Below are 18,763 nucleotides of genomic sequence, written 5' to 3' on the forward strand. Positions count from 1 at the left end.
TCATGGCCAAACCCTCATTTCCAACCGATGGAAAGAACCTGCTGCGCGGGACCGGGCCGCAGGGGCACCGGATGCGTATGCGCCATCGCGTGCTGAGTAACGGGGCAGAAGCATTGGCCGATTATGAGGTGCTGGAGATGCTGCTTTATTACAGCATCCCCAGACGGGATACGAAACCTCTGGCCAAGGCGCTGCTGCACCGGTTTGGCTCGCTTGCAGCGGTGTTTGGAGCGCCCGGGCCAGAATTACGGGCCGTTGGCATAAGCGAACAGGCGATGCTTTTGCTGAAATTTCCACCCGTAGTGGCGGAGCGTCTGGCGCTTGCTGAGGAACGGCTGCGCCCGATACTCGGCAGCTGGGACCAGCTCTGTTCCTATCTATCAGCAGCGATGACCAGTGCCGTGCCGGAGCAGTTTCGTCTGCTCTACCTCGACAACCGCAACCGGCTTCTGGCTGACGAGCCGGTTGATGATTTCACGACAACTGCACCGATCTTCAGGCGGGCCCTCGCCTTACAGGCCGTAGCCCTGATTGGCATCCAGAAAACCCTGTCGAGCTTCAACGCTGCGACCTCTCCGCTGAGGTTGTTTGCACGCCGTCTGGACGGGGAGACAGCCGCGCTTTCGATGAGGCTGCACGACGTTGTTGTCGTCAGCGAGCGCCGCACACCGCTCAGCCTCAAACAGAAGGGCCTGTTTTGAAGCGAGGCGTGCGACAGGGCGTGGCGCGTCAGTGTCGTGCGAGCGCCGCAAACTGACTGATGATCGCCTCGCCCAAGTCCCCAGGACCCGGTACCAGTATGTCCGCCCCTGCTTCAGTCAGTTCCTTTTCTCCGCCATAGCCCCAGAGCACGCCGATGCCTCTCAGACGATTGGCATGTGCTCCAGAGATGTCGAACCGCCGATCGCCGATCATTAGGGTACGATGCGCCTGCAGCCGCTCTTGCGTAATGATCCGCGCCACCATTTCCGGCTTTTCACCGCCACTGTCGTCATCCGCCGCACCATGGATACGATCAAAGCAAGAGACGAGCCCGTGAGTTGCCAGGATCTCGCGTGCGAGGCTCGCAGGCTTGGACGTGGCCGTGAAAAGGCGGATGGGAGATCGAGCCAGCGTTTTGAGCAGCTCTGCCATATGCGGAAACACGGGCGTCTGGAAACGGCCGGTTTCGTCATAGAAACGACGATAGAGAGAGACGGCAAGGGTCACGCGGTCATCGCCATAGGCGCCGATGACCTCAGCCATCAACTCGGCCAGAGGCGGGCCCACCACCCATGTCAGGTCGATCGAGACATCCGGCGCGTGTCCAAGAGCAGCGATGACCTGGTGCAAGGTCGAGATGATCCCGATACGGGAGTCGATAATCGTGCCATCGAGGTCAAATAAAATGGCATGATCACTCGTATATGCGTCGAATTCTGACATAACTATCCCGGTATAAAGTGGCGGGGCGCCGTTGAAAGAAGTAAATGATATCTCAGGATCAGGTAAGCAGGATGTCGCCACCAGCGCGCGCGATTCCGATCCCGCCGCCCCGAACTGGGTCGAAATTCCCCCGCGCGCACTGATCGCAGGGCAGGGTCAGGTCCTCTCCGACGAGGTGCTGCTGCGCCTTTTTGCCGAATCGCTCGGTGTGATCGGTGAGGAGGCGCAGATTCTTGTGGACGCGTTTCTGATCCGCTTCGGATCCCTTGCCGCCATCTTTGCCACCGAAGACCGGGCCCTGAATGGCATCCTGCATATCGGCCCGCAGATACGCGTCGCCATACGTCTGGTTCAGGAGGCCGCAATCCGGCTCAGCCGGGCCCGTATGGGCCGTGATGACATCTTTACCAATCGCAAGCTCATGGTCGATTACCTCGTCTCGCGGCTCGCGAGGGAGCCTGTCGAGCAGTTCCGCATTCTCTTTCTGGATGAGCGCAATCGGCTCCTGGCCGATGAGGCTCAAACACGCGGAACGGTCAATCACACACCCGTTTATCCGCGTGAGGTTGCACGCAGAGCGATGGAGCTCGGGGCCAGAAGCATCATACTCGTACATAATCATCCAAGCGGCGACCCGACTCCCTCGGAGGCCGATATCGCCATGACGCTGGATGCACAGCGCGCTGCAGCCCTTATAGAGGTACGGATTGCCGATCATTTCATTATCGGCAATGGCGCTTATGTGAGCTTTCGCGATCTACGGCTCCTGCGCGATCTCTAGAGCTGGTTTCAATGCCTGATCGAAGCGCGCGGCAATACCATAGGGGCCTGGCAGGGCACCAAGGGGGAAAAGCGCATTGACATGGCCCATTTTCCTGCCCGCTCGGGTTTCGTGCTTGCCGTAGAGATGTAGCGCCAGACCCGGCTGCGCCAGGACTGCGTCGCACAGCCCCACGCCCTCAAAACCGATAAGATTTTTCATGGCGGCATCGCTATGGCGGAAGGGATCGGGCAGCGGCAGCCCGGCAACTGCACGGATATGCATCTCGAACTGATCGATCAGACAGGCATCCATGGTCCAGTGACCTGAATTATGCGGTCGGGGGGCGATCTCGTTGACGAGCAAGGCGCCACGCGCAGACACGAACATCTCGACCCCCATTATCCCGACAAGGCCGATTGTGGTGGCGATATGGGCTGCCAGGCGCTGCGCTTCTTCCGCGAGGGCGACAGGGATACGGGCGGGGGCGAGGCTGTAATCCAGAATTCCGTCGCGATGCTGGTTTTCCGTCGTGCTGAAGCAGCGTATTTCTCCTGCCTCATTTCGCGCCACCATAACGCTGAGCTCGCGTTCGAAATCGACGAAACCCTCGGCGATCAGCGGATATGGCAGATGGGCGGCCAGGGCGTCGATGGCTTCCTGATCTGCAATACGGAACTGGCCCTTGCCGTCATACCCGAAACGTGTCGTCTTCAGGATGAAGGGAAATCCGAGGGATGCCACAGCCTCGGGCAGGGCATCGCGATCCGGCACGGATACCCAGTCTGCGACCGGGATGTCGTGATCACCCAGAAAGCTCTTTTCCAGAATACGATCTTGGCTGATAGCGAGAATGCTGCCCGCGGGATGCACTGGACAGAGAGAGGCAAGAAGGTCGAGCCCAGATGCCGAGATGTTCTCGAACTCGAAGGTGATGGCTGAAACGCTCTGAGCAAAGGCGCTAAGCACCGCTTCATCGTCATAGGCGCCGATCGTGACCCGATGAGCGGTATCCTGCGCCGGAGGATCTGGCTCGGCACTCAGAACATGCACATGATAGCCGAGCCGCGCCGCCGCCATGGCGGACATGCGCCCGAGCTGACCGCCGCCAATGATCCCGATAGTCGCCCCGGGGGCGAGGGTCGTCAGGCTCATGATTCCGGCGTGTCGGCTACCGAAGCCGTCTGCATGGCGCGCCATGTATCAAGCCGTGCCCGGATGCCCTCATCCTGAAGAGAGAGGATCGAGGCAGCGAGAAGGGCCGCATTGATCGCCCCTGCCTTGCCGATGGCCAGCGTTCCAACCGGTACGCCACCGGGCATCTGAACGATGGAAAGAAGGGAATCCATTCCCTTAAGCGCATGGGATTCCACAGGGACGCCCAGAACGGGCAATGTGGTCCAGGCTGAAACCATGCCTGGCAGGTGAGCCGCTCCCCCCGCGCCGGCGATGATCACCTGCACGCCACGCCCGCGGGCGGATCGCGCGTATTCGGTCAGACGATCGGGCGTGCGATGGGCCGAGACGATGCGCGTCTCGAAACTGATATCGAGCTCAGCAAGCTTCTCGGCTGCGAAACTCATGGTGCTCCAGTCCGACTGGCTTCCCATGATGATGCCGATACGCGGGGTCTGAGCCGCATCCGTCGTCTGACGGTAGAGATCGAGTTCTTCGCTCATTCAGGCAATATCATCCGGTATAAGGCGGTTCTCGATGAAGTTGATCTCGTCCTTGAGGAGGAGTTTCCGCTTCTTGAGACGCTGCAGCTGCAACTGATTGAGAGGGTGCTGCACCAGGCGGTCGATTACCGTGTCGAGATCGCGATGCTCGCTGCGGAGCTCATGCAGACGGCGGAGCATGACTTCATGGTCAACATCAACAAGCATCGGTTTCTTTCCGCTAGACTGTCAGGCTCTGACCCGTAAATCTTACAACAGGGTCGTCCGCCGGTGCCATCTCTTCTTAGTCCTGACCGTCGTCAAAGTCTGACATTTCCGCGACAACCGGCACCGTGTGGCCTTCACGGGCAAGACGCTCATTGGCGGCCTGCACGGCGGCGTTCAGGTCGGTCTGGCTGCAAAGCCCGAGAATGACGGGATCGCGGGGCTTGATGTTGGCGCTGTTCCAATGCTGGCGGTCGCGCACCTTGGCGATAGTGTCCTTGGTGGTACCCAGAAGCTTGATGATCTGCAGTTCCGAAAGCTGCGGAAACTGACGAAGCACGAAGGCAATCGCGTCGGGCCGGTCATTACGGCGTGCGATAGGCGTGTAGCGGGCGCCCTTGGCGCGGCGCGCTACCGGATTTGCCTTGGCCGAGAGCTTGAGACGCAGATCGGCATTGCCCTCGCAGCGCGTGATCTGTTCCTGCGTCAGCTGATTGTTCTTGACCGGATCGTAGCCATTGATGCCCGCAGCCACCTCACCATCGGCAATGGCCTGCACTTCAAGAGGATGCATGCCACAAAATTCGGCAATCTGCGTGAAGGTGAGGGCGGTTTTGTCGATCAGCCATACGGCGGTGGCTTTCGGCATAAGCGGCAAGGTCATCTCGGTCTATCCTGCGTGAGGAGCAAGGCTCCAGCAGGCACCGATTCAAATGTCCTGCTCCGGAAGGTCCGGAGCCATCTGCGCGGCACCTGCTGGATGCACTGCAAAGTTAGCGCTGGTATGGTCTGTCGAGTGCGGAGGGGTCAAGCCCCTCGATGACAAATCGCCTAAAAATATGAACCCCGGACCTGGCGGGGGCCAAGGCTCAGGACTTCATGCAGCATGGCTGACATTCACATGGTTCGCGGTGCTTGTTGCGGGGGCCGGACCCAATGAAATCGGGATACGCCGTGGCTTGAGGGCCTCGGGGGTGACCTGTCGCACTGTGATGGTCAGAAGTCCATTGATCAATTCAGCACCGGCAATCTCGATATGATCAGCCAGCGCGAACCGCCGTTCGAATGCTCTTGTGGCGATGCCACGATGGAGCAGCTCGCCGACGCGATCGTGACGCGGCACACTGCCTTTGATGATCAACTGGTTGTCGGCGAGGTAGATCTCGACATCATCGGGGCCAAACCCGGCCAGCGCCATGGTGACACGATAGACGTCATCCGAGGCTTTTTCGATATTGTAGGGGGGATAGCTCGCATGGGCGGGCGCGTTGGATACCGCATCATCGACGAGACGTGCCAGGCGATCAAAGCCGATGGCTGAGCGAAAAAGCGGAGCAAAATCGTATGACATGATGTGAACCTCCTTCAAGGCAGATCCATCAGCGCGCCTCCTCACGGGCCGGCGCGACTGCATGAGGGTAATGCGGCAACCCCTGTCGGGCATTGCCGCTCCCTGCATGTGGGATCGTTTCCGGGCAGGACAAGAGCCTGCCCGGGAAGGAGCACCAGGATTACTTTTTGGCGGCGCGTGCCCCGATTCCGGCGAAGCGCTTGTTGAACTTGGCAACCTGGCCCCCGGTGTCGAGCATGCGCTGGACGCCAGTCCAGGCGGGATGCGACTTCGGGTCGACGTCGAGACGCAGCGTGTCGCCAGCCTTGCCGTAGCAGGAGTTCGTCTTGAACTCGGTGCCATCGGTCATGATGATGGTGATTTCGTGATAATCGGGGTGAATGCCGGATTTCATGGGGGTGTCCTCGTTGAAATGCTCCGATGCCGACCGGAGCGGATGGCGGGGCTATAACGGAAAGAAACGGTGAGGGGAACGACAAAAACGCAGAAACTTTTGGCTACGCTGCGTTTTTTCTATCGATCCCTCCACCTTTAGCCCACATTCTGAGCCCGCCATGCGTGCCGCCTCCATCTTGTGTGGCCATGCGGCTCATTTCACATCTTCCACCTTTCAGGAGAAAGTCATCGATGTCCGATCTCAGATCAAAGCTGCACACACCGGGATGGGTCGCGGAATTTCAGAAATTCATCATGCGTGGCAACGTTATCGACATGGCGGTCGGTATCATCATCGGTGCAGCCTTCACCTCGATCGTGACGAGCCTTGTCAAGGATATCCTGACCCCCGGGATCGGGTTGCTGACCGGGGGGATCGACTTCTCCAATATCTTCGTCACCCTGAAAGGCCCGGTGCTGCCCACCCTTGCCGAGGCTCAGAAGGCTGGTGCCGTTACGATCAATATTGGCGTCTTTCTGAATGTAGTGATTCAGTTTCTGATCGTGGCTTTTGCCGTGTTCTGGCTCATCAAGCTTGTATCTCGTTTCCAGCGCAAGCAAGAGGCTGCCCCTGCCGCTCCCCCGGCCCCTACAAAGAGCGAGGTCCTGCTGAGCGAAATTCGCGACCTGATCGCCAAGGATGCGGGCTGAGCCGTTCCTCAACTGGGCGCGTCACCCTTGGCGCGCGCTTCTGTTCGGCGCATGATCCTTTCATGCGCCGCTTACTTGTCCCCATCACCATGACGGTCCTCCTCTCCCTCACGGCGTGTGCCGGGCAGGGAGGCGACCATCTGATGCAGAACCGCTCGCCGAGTGTTCTGCTGACGAGCTATGCCATTGCGAATGGCATGGCAGAACATGGTCTGATCACGAAGATCCTGCAGCATCAGGCCACGCGCGCGGATATCGCGAAACTGATTGCCATCGACCACAACACCTGGATTGCCATCAGGCAGGCAGCCTTCACGCCAACCGATGATAATTTCCGTGCTGCAGATGACGGAATTCTGCAGATCCTCAGCTACTCCACGCCTGTCTCGCAGCCTGCGCCGAAGGGCGATAGCAAGAGCGCGTCAATCCCCTGAACGCTCGTCGTGCTCTTCGGGTGTGACTGCCGTCTCACGCAGCATGCATGAAAAAGGCGCCCATGAGGCGCCTTTTTGCATTGAACCGGGGGATATGCCGGTAATCCTGTAATGCCCTTAGACCGGCCTGCTGCGACGCAGGCGTTTCTCTCCCATAAGCAGCAGGAGCGGCGCGGCGATGAAGATCGAGGAGGACGTTCCGACAACGATGCCGAAGAGCATGACTGTCGCAAAGCCGGAAAGACTGTGCCCGCCAAAGATTGCGAGGGGCAGTGCGGCAAGGAAGACCGTCATGGACGTGCCCAGTGTGCGATTCAGTGTTTCGTTGATCGAGAGATCCAGCAAATCGCGAAGCGGCATGGTGCGGTATTTGCGCAGATTTTCGCGCACACGGTCATAGACGACCACCTTGTCATTCGTGGAGTAGCCCAGGATGGTCAGAATTGCCGCCACCATCACGAGATCGAACTGGAACCGTGTGATGGCGAGAAACCCGACAGTCTTGGTCAGATCCAGCACGAGCGTGATCACGGCACTAACGGCAAATTCCCACTCAAATCGCACCCAGATATAGACCAGAATCATGGCCAGGCTGAGCCCGAGAGCGAGAAGACCGTTACGGAAGAGCTCACTCGATACAGATGCGCCTACGGCGTCCGCCCGCAGGACCTGCGTCCCGGCCTGAGCCTCAACCACAGCATGACGCACGGTATCGACCAGGCTCTGCGTCGCCGCTTCCTGATTGGGCCCGGCGGGCGGCGTATCAAGCTGGATCAGTACATCACGGTCACTGCCGAATTTCTGTAGTCCTGCGGCAGAGATCCCATGGGCGGCGAGGGCGTGACGCAGCTTGTCAAAATCGGCTGGACCCTGCGTCTGGGCTTCAACCACGATTCCGCCGCGGAAATCGAGGCCAAGCTTCAGCCCAGGAACGAAGAACAGCACCACAGAGAGCGCCGAGAGAATGGCCGAAGTCGCAAGGCCTGCGAAGCGGCCGCGCATGAACGGGATATGCTTGTCTTCACGGACGAAGCGGAAAAGGGGACGTGAGAGCATCGCTTCAGACCGGCAGTTCAGTGGGACGGGTGAGGGCGTACCAGCGCACCATGAGCAGGCGCGAGAGCAGCATGGTGGTAAAGAGCGTGGTGACGATACCGATCGTGATCGTCAGGGCGAAGCCTCGCACCGGACCTGTACCAAAAACGAACAGCATGACATGGGCCAGAAAGGCTGTGGCATTACTGTCAATAATGGTGGACGACGCACGCTCGAAGCCTGCTTGCATGGCTGCAAGAGCCGTCCGTCCGCGACCGACCTCCTCACGGATACGCTCGTTGATCAGGATATTCGCATCCACCGCCATGCCAAGCGTCAACAGCATGCCTGCCATGCCGGGCAAGGTCAGCGTCGCTTCGAATAATGACAGAATGGCGGTCATGAGCACGAGGTTCGCCAGGAGCGCAACATTTGCGTAGAGGCCAAAGCGCCCATAGAACAACGCCATGAACAGAATCACGAGCACGAACCCGATGCCAAGGCTGATTGCGCCGGCGCGGATCGAATCAGCGCCGAGAGAGGGCCCAATGGAACGCTGCTCGATAACGGCCAGCGGGGCGGGCAGGGCACCCGCACGCAGCATGAGCGCGAGATCGGTTGCTGCCTGAGCCGTGAACCGACCGGTGATCTGGCCACTCCCTTGGGTGATAGGCTCGTTGATGACCGGCGCCTCGATCACTTTATTGTCCAGTACGATCGCGAAGCGTCGCCCGACATTCTGCGTGGTTGTCTGGGCAAAGGCGCGGGCACCCGCCCGGTTGAATGAAAAGCTGACCGCCCACCCACCGTCTTTCTGGTCGATGGTCGTTCCTGCATTGGTGAGGGCTGCGCCATCTACCTCGACATGATCCATCACGGGAAGCAGGACGTTGTTATCGCTCATATCAGGCAGCATGGTTGCACCTGGCGGGGCCACGTTGCCGCCCGCACCATTGGCGAGCATCCGAAATGTCATCTTGGCAGTGGTACCGAGAAGCCGCTTGATGTGCTCCGGATCACTGATGCCCGGCAGTTCAACCACAATGCGGTCATCACCCTGACGTGTGATTTCCGGGTCAACTGCTCCCGTTCCGTCGATACGGCGGCGCACAATCTCGATCGACTGGCTGACGGCCTCGCGAGCACGTTGTTTGAGAGCGGCCTCGTTCAGAGTCAGGGTGATACGGCCCTGATCCAGGGCTGCCGCGATGTCGCCGCCGTTGCCTGTCAGGGCGGAGAGGGCGGTCAGGCTCGCCTGTGCCTCATTGGCGTCGCGCGGCAGAAAGCTCAGTACGCGCGCGCTGCCATCCTTGTGGAAATCGCGATAGCCGAGATTCTTTTCGATCAGGACCTGCTTGACCTGATCTTCGAGCCCCTGAAGGCGGTCATCGACCAGGCTCTGCTGGTCGAGTCGAAGAAGCAGATATGAGCCGCCGCGCAGATCCAGACCGAGATGGATCTGGTGCCATGGCAGCTTGGCCGCGGGCGCACGCATGAAATTGGGCAGGCAAAGCAGGAGACCGAGGACACAGACCCCGAGAACTCCCAGCATGGTGGGCCGACTATAGTACATCATCGAGCGGAGCGGCGTCCTTCTTGTAACGACCGGAGATCAAAAACTACCGCAGGGCGGTCAGGCAGCGGGAAGATGCCGGGTGGCGCAGCGCGTTGCAACCTCCCTTTGCGCCCTGCTACACCAAATTTCATGAATTCAGGCGTACAAAAGTCAGGAAAACACATGTTGAAGGTCGGGATTGTCGGGGCTGGGCATTTCGGCCGTTTTCATGCTCTCAAGGCGCGCGATTGTCCCCGGGAGCAGCTTGTCGCTTTGTATGACCCCGATCCTGCCCGCGCGAAAAACGTGGCCGAGGAGGCGGGATGTACGATGGCCATGAGCCTGGAGGGGCTGATAGATCAGGTGGACGCCGTGATCGTCGCAGCGCCTGCAGAGCATCATTTTCCGGTCGCCTCGGCCTGCCTCCGGGCTGGGCGTCATGTACTCGTCGAGAAACCGATTGCGGCAACCCTTGAGGAAGCGCAAGCGCTTGCCGAGCTCGCGCGCGAAAGCGGCTGCGTCCTGCAGGTCGGACATTTGCTGCGTTATTCCTCCGAGCACCGGGCAATCTCCGAACGTATCGGCAAGCCGCTTTATATCGAGGCGACGCGTATCGCGCCGTTCAAACCGCGCGGCACGGACGTGTCGGTCATTCTTGATCTGATGATCCATGATCTTGATCTGGTGCTTTCGCTCGTGGACTCACCGATTGAGTCGATCGATGCCGTTGGCGTCGCGGTTTCGAGCGAGCATGAAGACATCTCCAATGCGCGTGTGCGTTTCGCCAATGGGTGTGTGGCTGCTATCTCAGCCAGCCGTATCTCGCTCAAGACCGAGCGAAAGATGCGCGTATTTTCTGAAGAGGGCTATCTCTCCGCTGATTTCATGCAGCAGGAGCTCACGATGATCGGTCGCAAGCGGGGTTTGCCCCTGCCCGGAACGGGAGGATTCAGGCGCGAGGCGCTGCGCTGGAAGGATTGCGACTGCCTCGCTGCCGAGCACGATGCCTTCGCGTCCGCCTGTCTCGACGGCGCCCCCATTCTCGTTGATGCCGAGGCCGGGATCAGAGCGCTTGATGCGGCCATCAGGGTGAAGGCCAGTATGGATGAAACCCGGGCACGCATGGAATTATCCGGGCTCATCGGAAGCGCCTAACGTCGAGCGGGGCTTGGAGCTGAGCGCTCCAATCTCGCGTGATGTGAACCGATCAGCCCCCGCTTTCAAGTTCTTCTTTCTTCATTTCCAGTAACAGCCATTCTTCTTCAGCTGTCGTCAGAGCACTTTCAGCCTGGGTAAGGGCCTCGCTGGTCTTCGCAAATTTCTTTGCGTCTTTGCTGTACAGCGATGGGTCGGACAAGGTGTCGCGCAGCGAGATGATCAGTTTCTCCAGGCGATCGATCTCAGCGGGGAGTTTTTCGAGGGCAAGCTTGTCCTTATAGCTGAGCTTTTTGGTCGTTCTCTCTGATCTTGCAGTATTTTTCTGTTTATCCTCTATGGGCGCGGTGCCGCGCTCAGCGGGAGCCGCGCCTCCCGTCTGGGCAAGCATGTCGCTATAGCCACCGGCATATTCAATCCAGTGCCCGTCCCCCTGCGCCACGAGGACAGATGTCGCGACACGATCCAGAAAATCGCGATCATGGCTGACCAGAAGTACCGTGCCGGGGTAATCGTCCAGCATCTCCTGGAGCAAATCCAGCGTCTCGAGATCGAGATCATTGGTCGGTTCGTCGAGTACGAGCAGGTTGGACGGTTGGGCGAGGGCGCAGGCCAGAGCAAGCCTGCCGCGCTCACCGCCGGAGAGGACGCCCACGGGCGTACGAGCCTGTTCCGGGCGGAACAGGAAGTCTTTCATATAGCCGATGACATGCCGTTTCTCGGTTCCGACCTGCACCATATCGCCACTGCCGCCGGTCATGGTATCCGAGAGCGTCTGGGCAGGGTCCAGGCTCGCCCGACGCTGGTCCAGCGTGACGAGGGACGTGGACGGACCGATCTGTACCCGCCCCTCATCAGGCGTATCTTCGCCAGTCAAAAGGCGGAGCAAGGTCGTCTTACCCATGCCATTTGCACCCACGATGCCGAGACGATCGCCCTTGAGCACGCGCAGATCGAGGTTTCGCACCACAACGCGCTCACCGAACCCCTTGGTGACACCTTCGGCAACGGTCGTCAGCTTGCCTGTGTTGTGCGCCTCTGAGACGGTCAGCTTTAAGGCGCCACGGAACTGGCTGGCAATATCCTTGCGGCGCGAGCGTAGCGCTGCAAGTTCGGCCACACGGCGCACGTTGCGTTTGCGCCGCGCCGTCACGCCGTATCGCATCCAGTCTTCCTCACGTGCGATCTCGCGGTCGAGTTTGTGCGCCGCAAGTTCCTCAAGAGCCAGGACTTCCTCACGCCAGTCCTCGAAGCGAGCAAAGCCCTGGTCGAGGCGTCGCGTGATTCCCTGCTCGAGCCAGACCACCGCGCGAGACAGTGTTTCCAGAAGCCGCCGATCATGGCTGATAACGATCATGGCCGACCGCATGGTCGCCAACTCCCGTTCCAGCCATGTGATGGTCGGGAGGTCGAGATGGTTCGTCGGTTCGTCCAGGAGAAGCAGATCAGGCCGTGCGGCGAGGGCACGTGCGAGCGCACAGCGCCTTGCTTCGCCCCCCGAGAGCGTCGCCGTGCTTTCCTCGCCCGTCAGACCAAGCTCAACTAGCATGCTGCGCGCAAGATAATCCTCATCCGGTTGAAGATCCTGGGCCACATAGTCATAGCTGGTGGGAAAGGCGGTGAGATCGGGTTCCTGCGGGAGGTAGACGATCCTGATTCCAGGCTGCACGAAGCACTGCCCTGAATCGGGTGTGATCTCACCAGCAGCGATGCGCAGAAGCGTGGACTTGCCCGAACCGTTGCGGCCTACCAGGCAAAGTTTCTCTCCAGGAGCGACGCCGATTTCGGCGCCATCCAGAAGGGGGCGTCCCCCGAGAGTGTAAACGATATCACGGAGATGGAGGATGGGTGCGGCCATGCGCCCTATGTGTCGCACAGACCCCGGGGATGCAAGTCAGATTGCCTTAAGTCCACCGGTGACGGCCTGATAGGTGGTGATAGCGAGGGTCGTCGGCTCGAATGGCTTGGTGATGATGAAGGAGGGCTCCTCCTGCTCGCCCGTAAGAAGGCGTTCAGGATAGGCAGTCACAAAGATCACCGGAGCCTGATGATCCTTCATGATACGCCCGACAGCATGCATTCCGTCACCACCGCCACCAAGATTGATATCGGCCAGGATCAGCCCGGGACGGGTCTCCTTCGCAATCCGCACGGCGTCGGCCTCGGTATAGGCGACACCCGCAATACGATGGCCGCATTGCTGCACGACATCCTGGATATCCATGGCAATGATCGGCTCGTCCTCGATGATGAGCACGCTTGTTTCTGCGACCGAGCGCAATCCGTCATTCGCCTGGGCGATGTCACCGAGGATTTCCGCTTCCGAGCGGTCTAGAATGAGGGCGACCGCGCTCAGCGGAACTTCCTCGAGAGAGGTCAGCAGCAGAACATAGCGCTGGGTCAGCGTAAGGGACGAGGGCGCGTGAAGAGCCTCGCTTTCCAGAGCAAAACATGTGATGATCGAGCGGTAGAGGCGGTATCTCACGCCAATATCGTGCCCACCCTGGCGGGTCATCATATCCTTGATGGCGAGGGCAACCAGTTGGTCGCCCTGTTTCTGATTGCCTTCGAGAGCCCTTGCAAATCGGCGAGCAAAGGGCAAGGCTAGCATCAGGTCTTGGCGCTCTGCATCGACCATTGATTAACGAAGCTCCGGGAATATGTGCGAACAAAACGCGTTCTGTTGCGTCAGAATGGCACTTTTTCAGATGGCAGCAAAGGGGAATGCAGTGGACCAGGATTGGGAGAAGAAACGCTGACCTCGGACGGGCGGGATATTCAGAGACAGAATGGGGCAGGGGGCGACCCTGTACGCAGGGGCATTGCGGCCCATCTTGGCGACCTGCGTGGTTTTGCCCGCTATCTCACGCGTGAGGCAGCCGCCGCTGACGACCTCGTCCAGGACACGGTATTGCGGGCGTTGGGCGCGCGCCATCAGTTTGAGGATGGGTCGAATATCAAGGCGTGGCTCTTCACAATCCTGCGCAACGTCTTTCTCGAGCAACGTCGTCGCAAGGCACGTGAAACCGAGATACTGTCCGAGATTTCACGGGATAGTGATGAGAGCGACGGCGCCAGTTCTGGCCTTCACGATCACGTGCTCGATCTGTCTGTCCTCTTATGGCGCCTACCCGAGCTCCTGCGCGAAGCCCTCATCCTCGTGGGTGCGCAGGAACTCAGTTACGAGGAGGCTGCTCAGATCTGCTCCTGTCCCGTCGGCACCATGAAGGCCCGCGTGTCTCGCGCCCGAGCGCAATTGGCCGAAATGACAGCCACTCCGGCAGGCCGTGAGCCTCCCGCTGCATCGGTCTGACAGACGACTTTTTTTAAAGTGCTGCAGATTAATTTCAGAAAATTGCGAGACCATGCAACCGATCCGAGTTGCCGTTCATTCCTCAATTGAAAAGCACCGAGCGAAGAGGATTTTCGCATGACTAGCTTCCATGACCAGGTTATCCAGATTCTCCCCAAGCTGCGCGTCCAGGCGCTCTCTCTGACCCGTAACCGGTCCGCTGCTGAAGATCTGGTGCAGGATGCTGTCTGCAATGCGCTTGCCGCTCAGGACAGCTTCATTCCCGGCACGAATTTCTCGGCATGGATGCACCGTATCCTGCGCAATCGCTTCATCTCGGACCTGCGCAAGCGTCGCGAGACTACGGATATCGAGGACGTGCCCGCCTCCTCCTTCGCGAGCAACGCGACGCACGAGGACAGTCTGGCACTGAAAGATCTCTCTCTCGCCCTGTCGCGTCTGCCCTCCGACCAGCGAGAAGCGCTCGTCATGGTCGTCGTTCAGGGCATGAGCTACGAGGCTCTCGCCGAGGCAACGGGCTGTGCAGTCGGAACTGCCAAGAGCCGCGTCTTCCGGGCGCGTCGCCAACTCGAAGCCTGGATGACGGGCGATCTTCCCGCGAACGACAAGCTGCGCATCAAGGTCGCTGCCCTGCGTTCCACGCTCGACGATCGTCGCCGCAAGGGTCTCAAGTCTGACGATCTTTTCACGTTTTGACCCAATCGCAGGCGCGCGACGAGTAACGAAAGGTGATTGTGCGACATCTTTGCACGATTTTTGGGGGAATGGCGATCCGTCATTCCCCCTCGTCACATTTGCACCTTTTCTTTTCTTCAAAATCAGATGATTAAATTTCGGTAGTGCAACTCGACCGTCAGCACTTAGTTAGAATGGCGTGAGTTGGTTTCTATCATTAAGGGGATGACATGACGGGGGGAAAGGACGGCGCGCCGGGTAAGTCCCGTCAGACGGATCAGTCTCCTGAAAGCGACAACCCCTTCGATATCTGGCTGAAGCGGGGCCTCCACCAGCTTTTCGATGATGTGGCGAATGAGCCCATTCCAGAAGAACTGTTGCGTCTGATCGAAGGAGACAGAGATGAGCGCTCCTCTTGACCTCGCTCCTATGAGCATCGCGTAGGGCAAGGGACGAACTCTCTTTGAAAAGTCCCTCGACGTCTTTCTGGCGATTTGCCCGTCTTCGACCACGCCTTTTCGACACGGTCGGCTCCCGCGTCATGGCGCTCATCGTTTGCACATCGCTCCCCCTTGCTTGCGTCGCTGGTGTGCTCGCTTGGCACACATACCTAGCGACGGCTGACAACAGCTATGATCGCACACGAAGCGACGCGCTCAGCGCGCGCCACGAAATCATCAATGACATTGACCGCACACGCAGCGCGCTCGAAACGCTAGCGGGTATTGGTCTGCACGAGGAGATCGCCCCCAGGGCTTTTCGCCTTGTGCAGTCAATCAGCCAGCAGCATTACTGTGCCTTGGTCCTTGTCGATCAATCCGGCCGTGTTGTATCGACCTATCAGGATCTTGGGACGGAAGTTCCGGGTTGCGACAATAATCGTCTGGTTCTCACGCCAGGTGAGATGATGGCTCTTCCCCTACATGGCGAGGGCTCGCAAGCCGAGATCATCTTCCACGGTGCGCGCCCGATCGTGAGAGCGATCGTCTCCCTTGAGTACGTCGATCGGAGTGGCGCGCTCGTATCGGGCAAACTCGTCGCACTCCGCCCGCTCGTGAATCAGCAGATACTCCGTAACGACCAATACGCCCGACCTGCGGCAGATCCGGAAAGCGGGAGCACCGATCTCTGGCTCTATAATCGAGATGTCCCTCCGACGCCGCTTACGCGTCGTGGGACCACTCCGATACCGTGGTCAGCTGACGCCCAAGCACGGCTGGATCGTGACCTGAAGACCCGGGTGATGACAGACCACTTCCGCCTCGGCATGACCTACTACACCCTCATACCAGGCTACGGTCCCGTCAATATTGTCGCAATATCCGCGCGAAGCATCGCGGAAAACCGTGCATTACAACTATTTCTGGCGCGGCTCACGCTGATCGTCCTTATCCTCGTGGTAGAGCTCCTTCTCGTCGCGCTCGCAGCGCAACGTTACCTTGTCGAGCCACTTGAGAAACTCGCCTTCAGTGTCGGCGATTGGCGCCGGAACGGAACCTTCCAGCCAGATTTGCCCAAATCTCTGCCTCTTGAGATAAGACAGATGGAGCGAGCGTTCAGCCGGGCGACACGCCGTCTGGATCGACATGAGGCGCGCCTGCAACGCGCCACCAAACAACAGGATCTCCTGATCCGAGAGATCCATCACCGGGTGAAGAACAATCTGCAGATTGTTGCTTCTCTTCTCAACCTGCAGGCGAACAGGATCAAGCTACCCGAGGCGCGCGAGGAATTTCATTTGGTGAGGGATCGCATCCGCTCGCTTGCAACCCTTCATCGCTACCTCTACCCGGAGGGTGGGCTCTCCGCTCTAGATATCAGCGCCTTCCTCGAGGAACTCGCCAGTCAGATCTTTACGGCAAATAATCGGCTGAACAAAGGCCGTGTTACCCTCCTCCTGGAAGTTGATCCCGTACCAATCACACCGGATCAGGCGGTACCGATTGCTCTCGTTGTCACCGAGGTTGTGACGAACGCGCTGCGTTACGCTTTCCCGGATCACCGAACCGGATCTGTAAAGGTGACGCTCAAGCGCGAAGGAGAGATGGCGGTGCTCACGATCAGAGATGACGGGATCGGCCTGTCATCCACTCGCGCGCAGGACGCTGCAAAGCGTGAGGGTATTGGACTACAGCTGGTTAAGGGCTTTGCACGCCAGCTCGGCGGAACGCTTGAGATCCGCGATGATGAGGGTACCGAGTACAGATTGAGCTTCGGTGTTCAGCTCATCAGGCGCCACCTCGCCTGAGGCTAGACCAACATGCGACTTTTGACTGGGCGCCAATGTAGCGCCTTGTCATGAGCAGGCCCGCTTATCGCCGCTCAGTCGTTGCTTGAGCCAACGACCGAACGATGGGTTGTTGATATTTGTTTCCAAATCGATACTGCTCAGCCCGATCGGCGTAGCCCTCCTGCCATGTGCACGGCATTTCCATGGTGCCTGCTTGCATAGTTCGGAATTCTTACGCCTCGGCCTTAATGATCGCCTGCGCGAATCGCGAGGTAACTGGACGCCTCATGATCATTCGCGAGGCTTTGCTGGCAAATGGGTAGCACTGTGACGATAGGCGTGCAGTTTTTAATGATTTTTACCTATTCTAGGGCAGAATGCCCCTCTCCGTCATTAACGTCCTTCATAACCTGTTGACGTAATCGTGATATTATTCAAAGGTCGAGGAATTAATTTGTAGCTTAAGTCTGCAGGTGGACGGAAGATCGTTAATGTTTCGTTTGAGAACGCGAAGGGGGTTCTGCAGCGGCTCAGCAGCCGCATCGATCGCCCTATCTGTAGGGAGCGGCCGAGCAGAGGAAAGGTCCGCTCAGACCGATAGCGACTGGGAGGTCTTCAAGGGCCGATATATCCGCCCTGACGGTCGTGTCATCGATACGGGTAATCAGGGTGTGTCCCATTCCGAGGGGCAGGGTTATGGCATGTTTTTCGCCTCGACCTTCAACGATCAGGCCGTCTTCGAGCAGATCTGGAGCTGGACACGGGATACGCTCCGGCATCGCGGCGACGCATTGAGCAGTTGGCGGTGGGTGCCGACGCAGCCTCACATTACTGACACGAACAACGCCTCCGACGGCGATCTGATGATTGCGTGGGCGCTGCGGCGGGGAGGTATTCTCTGGCAGCGTCCCGACTATATCGATGCGGCGCGGGCCATACTCGCTGACCTTGCGTCGCGTTGTGTGCGCAAGGTCGGCTCGCGCACTGTGTTCCTGCCCGCGATGAAGGGCTTTGATCGCTCCAAAATCACGATCATCAACCTTTCATATTACCTCATGCCGGCGCTGGGGCGGGCAGCATCGCTTGATCCGAATGGCCCATGGCGCGCGTTGATGGAAACCGGCACGCAGCTCATCCAGGCCAGCCGCTTCGGACTGTGGGGTTTGCCCCCTGACTGGCTGTCCATAGACAAGAAATCCGAGCGTATCGCACCCGCGCCCGGCTTTCCTGCGCGTTTCTCCTATGATGCCATTCGTATCCCTCTTTATCTAAAATGGTCGAAGCGCATGGTGCCCAGTCTGACACAATCGCTCCTCGCCGTCAGTCAGAACTGGTCAATGGCAGACCTGCCAGCCTGGGTCGATCTCAACACGGGCGAGCGTTCACCTTATGCCGCACCACCCGGTTTCCGCGCCGTTTACCAATTTGCCTTGCACGGCGCGGACGCACTCCCAATCCTTCCAAGTGTCAAAGATAGCGCCGATTATTATTCGTCTTCGCTCACGTTACTGGCGCGAATTGCTGCCATGGAGATGGTCTGATGCCCGATAACTTCAAGCTTCTAAACGAATCTTTCAACGAAGCAGGTTCCCCAGTGGAAGCTCATGGCGGTTTTCATGAATTCGACGCCTTATCGCGGATTGAAGGACAGTCACAGCCGCGGCCATCTGATACTGAAAATAGCCCGTCGTATGCGGAGCGGGAGGCCTCGAAGGTGCGGTTCGATGTGCCTGAGCCCCGTCCTCAAATGTCCCCAACGCAGGAGACCGATGGTCGTGCGTACGAGGTCGAGCCTCCCCCCAAGGCCGTCTTCGTCAAAAAGGCCATTCCATTGGGTGATTCTGCTTCCAGGGGAGTTGAG

Annotated in this window: 21 protein-coding genes; 10 read left to right on the top strand and 11 right to left on the bottom strand. The window is 59.0% G+C overall.

Annotated features, from left to right (window positions below):
* The first annotated feature begins 2 nt into the window (after positions 1–2).
* The gene (locus tag C0V97_RS08035) at positions 3–701 is read left to right on the top strand and encodes a RadC family protein (RefSeq protein WP_127102107.1); all 699 of its coding nucleotides are present in this window, start codon (positions 3–5) and stop codon (positions 699–701) included.
* A gap of 28 nt (positions 702–729) precedes the next feature.
* Here C0V97_RS08035 and C0V97_RS08040 read toward each other — a convergent pair whose 3' ends face one another.
* Positions 730–1,425: an HAD hydrolase-like protein gene (locus C0V97_RS08040; protein ID WP_127102108.1), complete on the bottom strand. Its 696-nt coding sequence runs from the start codon at positions 1,423–1,425 to the stop codon at positions 730–732.
* A 31-nt stretch (positions 1,426–1,456) separates the two neighbouring features.
* On the opposite strand from C0V97_RS08040, the gene C0V97_RS08045 reads away from it, so the two are divergent.
* Positions 1,457–2,206, top strand: coding sequence for a RadC family protein (locus C0V97_RS08045; RefSeq protein WP_233582048.1), 750 nt, complete (start codon positions 1,457–1,459; stop codon positions 2,204–2,206).
* Here the strand turns inward: C0V97_RS08045 and C0V97_RS08050 are convergent.
* The 6 genes from C0V97_RS08050 to rpmE form a co-directional block, all read right to left on the bottom strand.
* Entirely contained in the window at positions 2,183–3,340 is a 1,158-nt protein-coding gene (locus tag C0V97_RS08050; protein ID WP_127102109.1) for a 5-(carboxyamino)imidazole ribonucleotide synthase, read from the bottom strand. The two genes, C0V97_RS08045 and C0V97_RS08050, sit on opposite strands and share 24 nt — an antisense overlap.
* Positions 3,337–3,864: a 5-(carboxyamino)imidazole ribonucleotide mutase gene (gene purE / locus C0V97_RS08055; RefSeq protein WP_127102110.1), complete on the bottom strand. Its 528-nt coding sequence runs from the start codon at positions 3,862–3,864 to the stop codon at positions 3,337–3,339. The genes C0V97_RS08050 and purE overlap by 4 nt, the downstream gene beginning before the upstream one ends.
* Positions 3,865–4,071, bottom strand: a complete 207-nt coding sequence (locus C0V97_RS08060; protein ID WP_127102111.1) for a DUF465 domain-containing protein — start codon at positions 4,069–4,071, stop codon at positions 3,865–3,867.
* A 76-nt stretch (positions 4,072–4,147) separates the two neighbouring features.
* Positions 4,148–4,732, bottom strand: coding sequence for a DUF1013 domain-containing protein (locus C0V97_RS08065; protein WP_127102112.1), 585 nt, complete (start codon positions 4,730–4,732; stop codon positions 4,148–4,150).
* Positions 4,733–4,945: 213 nt separating this feature from the next.
* Positions 4,946–5,419, bottom strand: coding sequence for an Hsp20 family protein (locus C0V97_RS08070; protein ID WP_127102113.1), 474 nt, complete (start codon positions 5,417–5,419; stop codon positions 4,946–4,948).
* A 160-nt stretch (positions 5,420–5,579) separates the two neighbouring features.
* Entirely contained in the window at positions 5,580–5,813 is a 234-nt protein-coding gene (rpmE, locus tag C0V97_RS08075; RefSeq protein ID WP_127102114.1) for a 50S ribosomal protein L31, read from the bottom strand.
* A 233-nt stretch (positions 5,814–6,046) separates the two neighbouring features.
* On the opposite strand from rpmE, the gene mscL reads away from it, so the two are divergent.
* The gene (gene mscL, locus C0V97_RS08080) at positions 6,047–6,505 is read left to right on the top strand and encodes a large-conductance mechanosensitive channel protein MscL (RefSeq protein WP_127102115.1); all 459 of its coding nucleotides are present in this window, start codon (positions 6,047–6,049) and stop codon (positions 6,503–6,505) included.
* A 62-nt stretch (positions 6,506–6,567) separates the two neighbouring features.
* Complete coding sequence (locus C0V97_RS08085) at positions 6,568–6,939, top strand: hypothetical protein (protein ID WP_127102116.1); 372 nt, start codon at positions 6,568–6,570, stop codon at positions 6,937–6,939.
* Between the two features lie 117 nt (positions 6,940–7,056).
* Here the strand turns inward: C0V97_RS08085 and secF are convergent, their stop codons facing one another.
* Both secF and secD read right to left on the bottom strand, forming a co-directional pair.
* Complete coding sequence (gene secF, locus C0V97_RS08090) at positions 7,057–7,995, bottom strand: protein translocase subunit SecF (protein WP_127102117.1); 939 nt, start codon at positions 7,993–7,995, stop codon at positions 7,057–7,059.
* A 4-nt stretch (positions 7,996–7,999) separates the two neighbouring features.
* Positions 8,000–9,547, bottom strand: coding sequence for a protein translocase subunit SecD (secD, locus tag C0V97_RS08095; protein WP_127102149.1), 1,548 nt, complete (start codon positions 9,545–9,547; stop codon positions 8,000–8,002).
* Between the two features lie 165 nt (positions 9,548–9,712).
* Here secD and C0V97_RS08100 point away from each other — a divergent pair, with 165 nt between their 5' ends.
* Complete coding sequence (locus C0V97_RS08100) at positions 9,713–10,684, top strand: Gfo/Idh/MocA family protein (protein ID WP_233582050.1); 972 nt, start codon at positions 9,713–9,715, stop codon at positions 10,682–10,684.
* A 52-nt stretch (positions 10,685–10,736) separates the two neighbouring features.
* Here the strand turns inward: C0V97_RS08100 and C0V97_RS08105 are convergent, their stop codons facing one another.
* Both C0V97_RS08105 and C0V97_RS08110 read right to left on the bottom strand, forming a co-directional pair.
* Positions 10,737–12,542 (bottom strand): ABC-F family ATP-binding cassette domain-containing protein, encoded by a 1,806-nt coding sequence (locus C0V97_RS08105; protein ID WP_127102119.1) that lies wholly within the window; start codon positions 12,540–12,542, stop codon positions 10,737–10,739.
* A gap of 36 nt (positions 12,543–12,578) precedes the next feature.
* A complete protein-coding gene (locus C0V97_RS08110; RefSeq protein ID WP_127102120.1) occupies positions 12,579–13,322 on the bottom strand; it encodes a PhyR family response regulator anti-anti-sigma factor in 744 nt (247 codons plus the stop codon).
* Between the two features lie 183 nt (positions 13,323–13,505).
* Here C0V97_RS08110 and C0V97_RS08115 point away from each other — a divergent pair, with 183 nt between their 5' ends.
* From C0V97_RS08115 to C0V97_RS08135, 5 genes are all read left to right on the top strand, one after another.
* A complete protein-coding gene (locus C0V97_RS08115; protein ID WP_127102150.1) occupies positions 13,506–13,997 on the top strand; it encodes a sigma-70 family RNA polymerase sigma factor in 492 nt (163 codons plus the stop codon).
* 117 nt (positions 13,998–14,114) lie between these two features.
* Positions 14,115–14,693, top strand: coding sequence for a sigma-70 family RNA polymerase sigma factor (locus C0V97_RS08120; RefSeq protein WP_127102121.1), 579 nt, complete (start codon positions 14,115–14,117; stop codon positions 14,691–14,693).
* Positions 14,694–14,902: 209 nt separating this feature from the next.
* Positions 14,903–15,091 (top strand): NepR family anti-sigma factor, encoded by a 189-nt coding sequence (locus C0V97_RS08125; protein WP_127102122.1) that lies wholly within the window; start codon positions 14,903–14,905, stop codon positions 15,089–15,091.
* Between the two features lie 122 nt (positions 15,092–15,213).
* Positions 15,214–16,920, top strand: a complete 1,707-nt coding sequence (locus C0V97_RS08130) for a sensor histidine kinase (protein ID WP_127102123.1) — start codon at positions 15,214–15,216, stop codon at positions 16,918–16,920.
* Between the two features lie 473 nt (positions 16,921–17,393).
* Positions 17,394–18,443 (top strand): glycosyl hydrolase family 8, encoded by a 1,050-nt coding sequence (locus tag C0V97_RS08135; RefSeq protein ID WP_127102124.1) that lies wholly within the window; start codon positions 17,394–17,396, stop codon positions 18,441–18,443.
* Positions 18,444–18,763: the final 320 nt, after the last annotated feature.

Origin of the sequence: Asaia sp. W19, assembly GCF_003994335.1 — a bacterium.
Lineage (GTDB): Bacteria > Pseudomonadota > Alphaproteobacteria > Acetobacterales > Acetobacteraceae > Asaia.

Bases quoted from the DNA above. Each gene is read 5' to 3' on its own strand.
- C0V97_RS08035 (WP_127102107.1), top strand. From the start codon at position 3: ATGGCCAAACCCTCATTTCCAACCGATGGAAAGAACCTGCTGCGCGGG.
- C0V97_RS08040 (WP_127102108.1), bottom strand. From the start codon at position 1,425: ATGTCAGAATTCGACGCATATACGAGTGATCATGCCATTTTATTTGAC.
- C0V97_RS08050 (WP_127102109.1), bottom strand. From the start codon at position 3,340: ATGAGCCTGACGACCCTCGCCCCCGGGGCGACTATCGGGATCATTGGC.
- purE (WP_127102110.1), bottom strand. From the start codon at position 3,864: ATGAGCGAAGAACTCGATCTCTACCGTCAGACGACGGATGCGGCTCAG.
- C0V97_RS08060 (WP_127102111.1), bottom strand. From the start codon at position 4,071: ATGCTTGTTGATGTTGACCATGAAGTCATGCTCCGCCGTCTGCATGAG.
- C0V97_RS08065 (WP_127102112.1), bottom strand. From the start codon at position 4,732: ATGACCTTGCCGCTTATGCCGAAAGCCACCGCCGTATGGCTGATCGAC.
- C0V97_RS08070 (WP_127102113.1), bottom strand. From the start codon at position 5,419: ATGTCATACGATTTTGCTCCGCTTTTTCGCTCAGCCATCGGCTTTGAT.
- rpmE (WP_127102114.1), bottom strand. From the start codon at position 5,813: ATGAAATCCGGCATTCACCCCGATTATCACGAAATCACCATCATCATG.
- mscL (WP_127102115.1), top strand. From the start codon at position 6,047: ATGTCCGATCTCAGATCAAAGCTGCACACACCGGGATGGGTCGCGGAA.
- C0V97_RS08085 (WP_127102116.1), top strand. From the start codon at position 6,568: ATGCGCCGCTTACTTGTCCCCATCACCATGACGGTCCTCCTCTCCCTC.
- secF (WP_127102117.1), bottom strand. From the start codon at position 7,995: ATGCTCTCACGTCCCCTTTTCCGCTTCGTCCGTGAAGACAAGCATATC.
- secD (WP_127102149.1), bottom strand. From the start codon at position 9,547: ATGTACTATAGTCGGCCCACCATGCTGGGAGTTCTCGGGGTCTGTGTC.
- C0V97_RS08100 (WP_233582050.1), top strand. From the start codon at position 9,713: ATGTTGAAGGTCGGGATTGTCGGGGCTGGGCATTTCGGCCGTTTTCAT.
- C0V97_RS08105 (WP_127102119.1), bottom strand. From the start codon at position 12,542: ATGGCCGCACCCATCCTCCATCTCCGTGATATCGTTTACACTCTCGGG.
- C0V97_RS08110 (WP_127102120.1), bottom strand. From the start codon at position 13,322: ATGGTCGATGCAGAGCGCCAAGACCTGATGCTAGCCTTGCCCTTTGCT.
- C0V97_RS08120 (WP_127102121.1), top strand. From the start codon at position 14,115: ATGACTAGCTTCCATGACCAGGTTATCCAGATTCTCCCCAAGCTGCGC.
- C0V97_RS08125 (WP_127102122.1), top strand. From the start codon at position 14,903: ATGACGGGGGGAAAGGACGGCGCGCCGGGTAAGTCCCGTCAGACGGAT.
- C0V97_RS08130 (WP_127102123.1), top strand. From the start codon at position 15,214: ATGGCGCTCATCGTTTGCACATCGCTCCCCCTTGCTTGCGTCGCTGGT.
- C0V97_RS08135 (WP_127102124.1), top strand. From the start codon at position 17,394: ATGTTTCGTTTGAGAACGCGAAGGGGGTTCTGCAGCGGCTCAGCAGCC.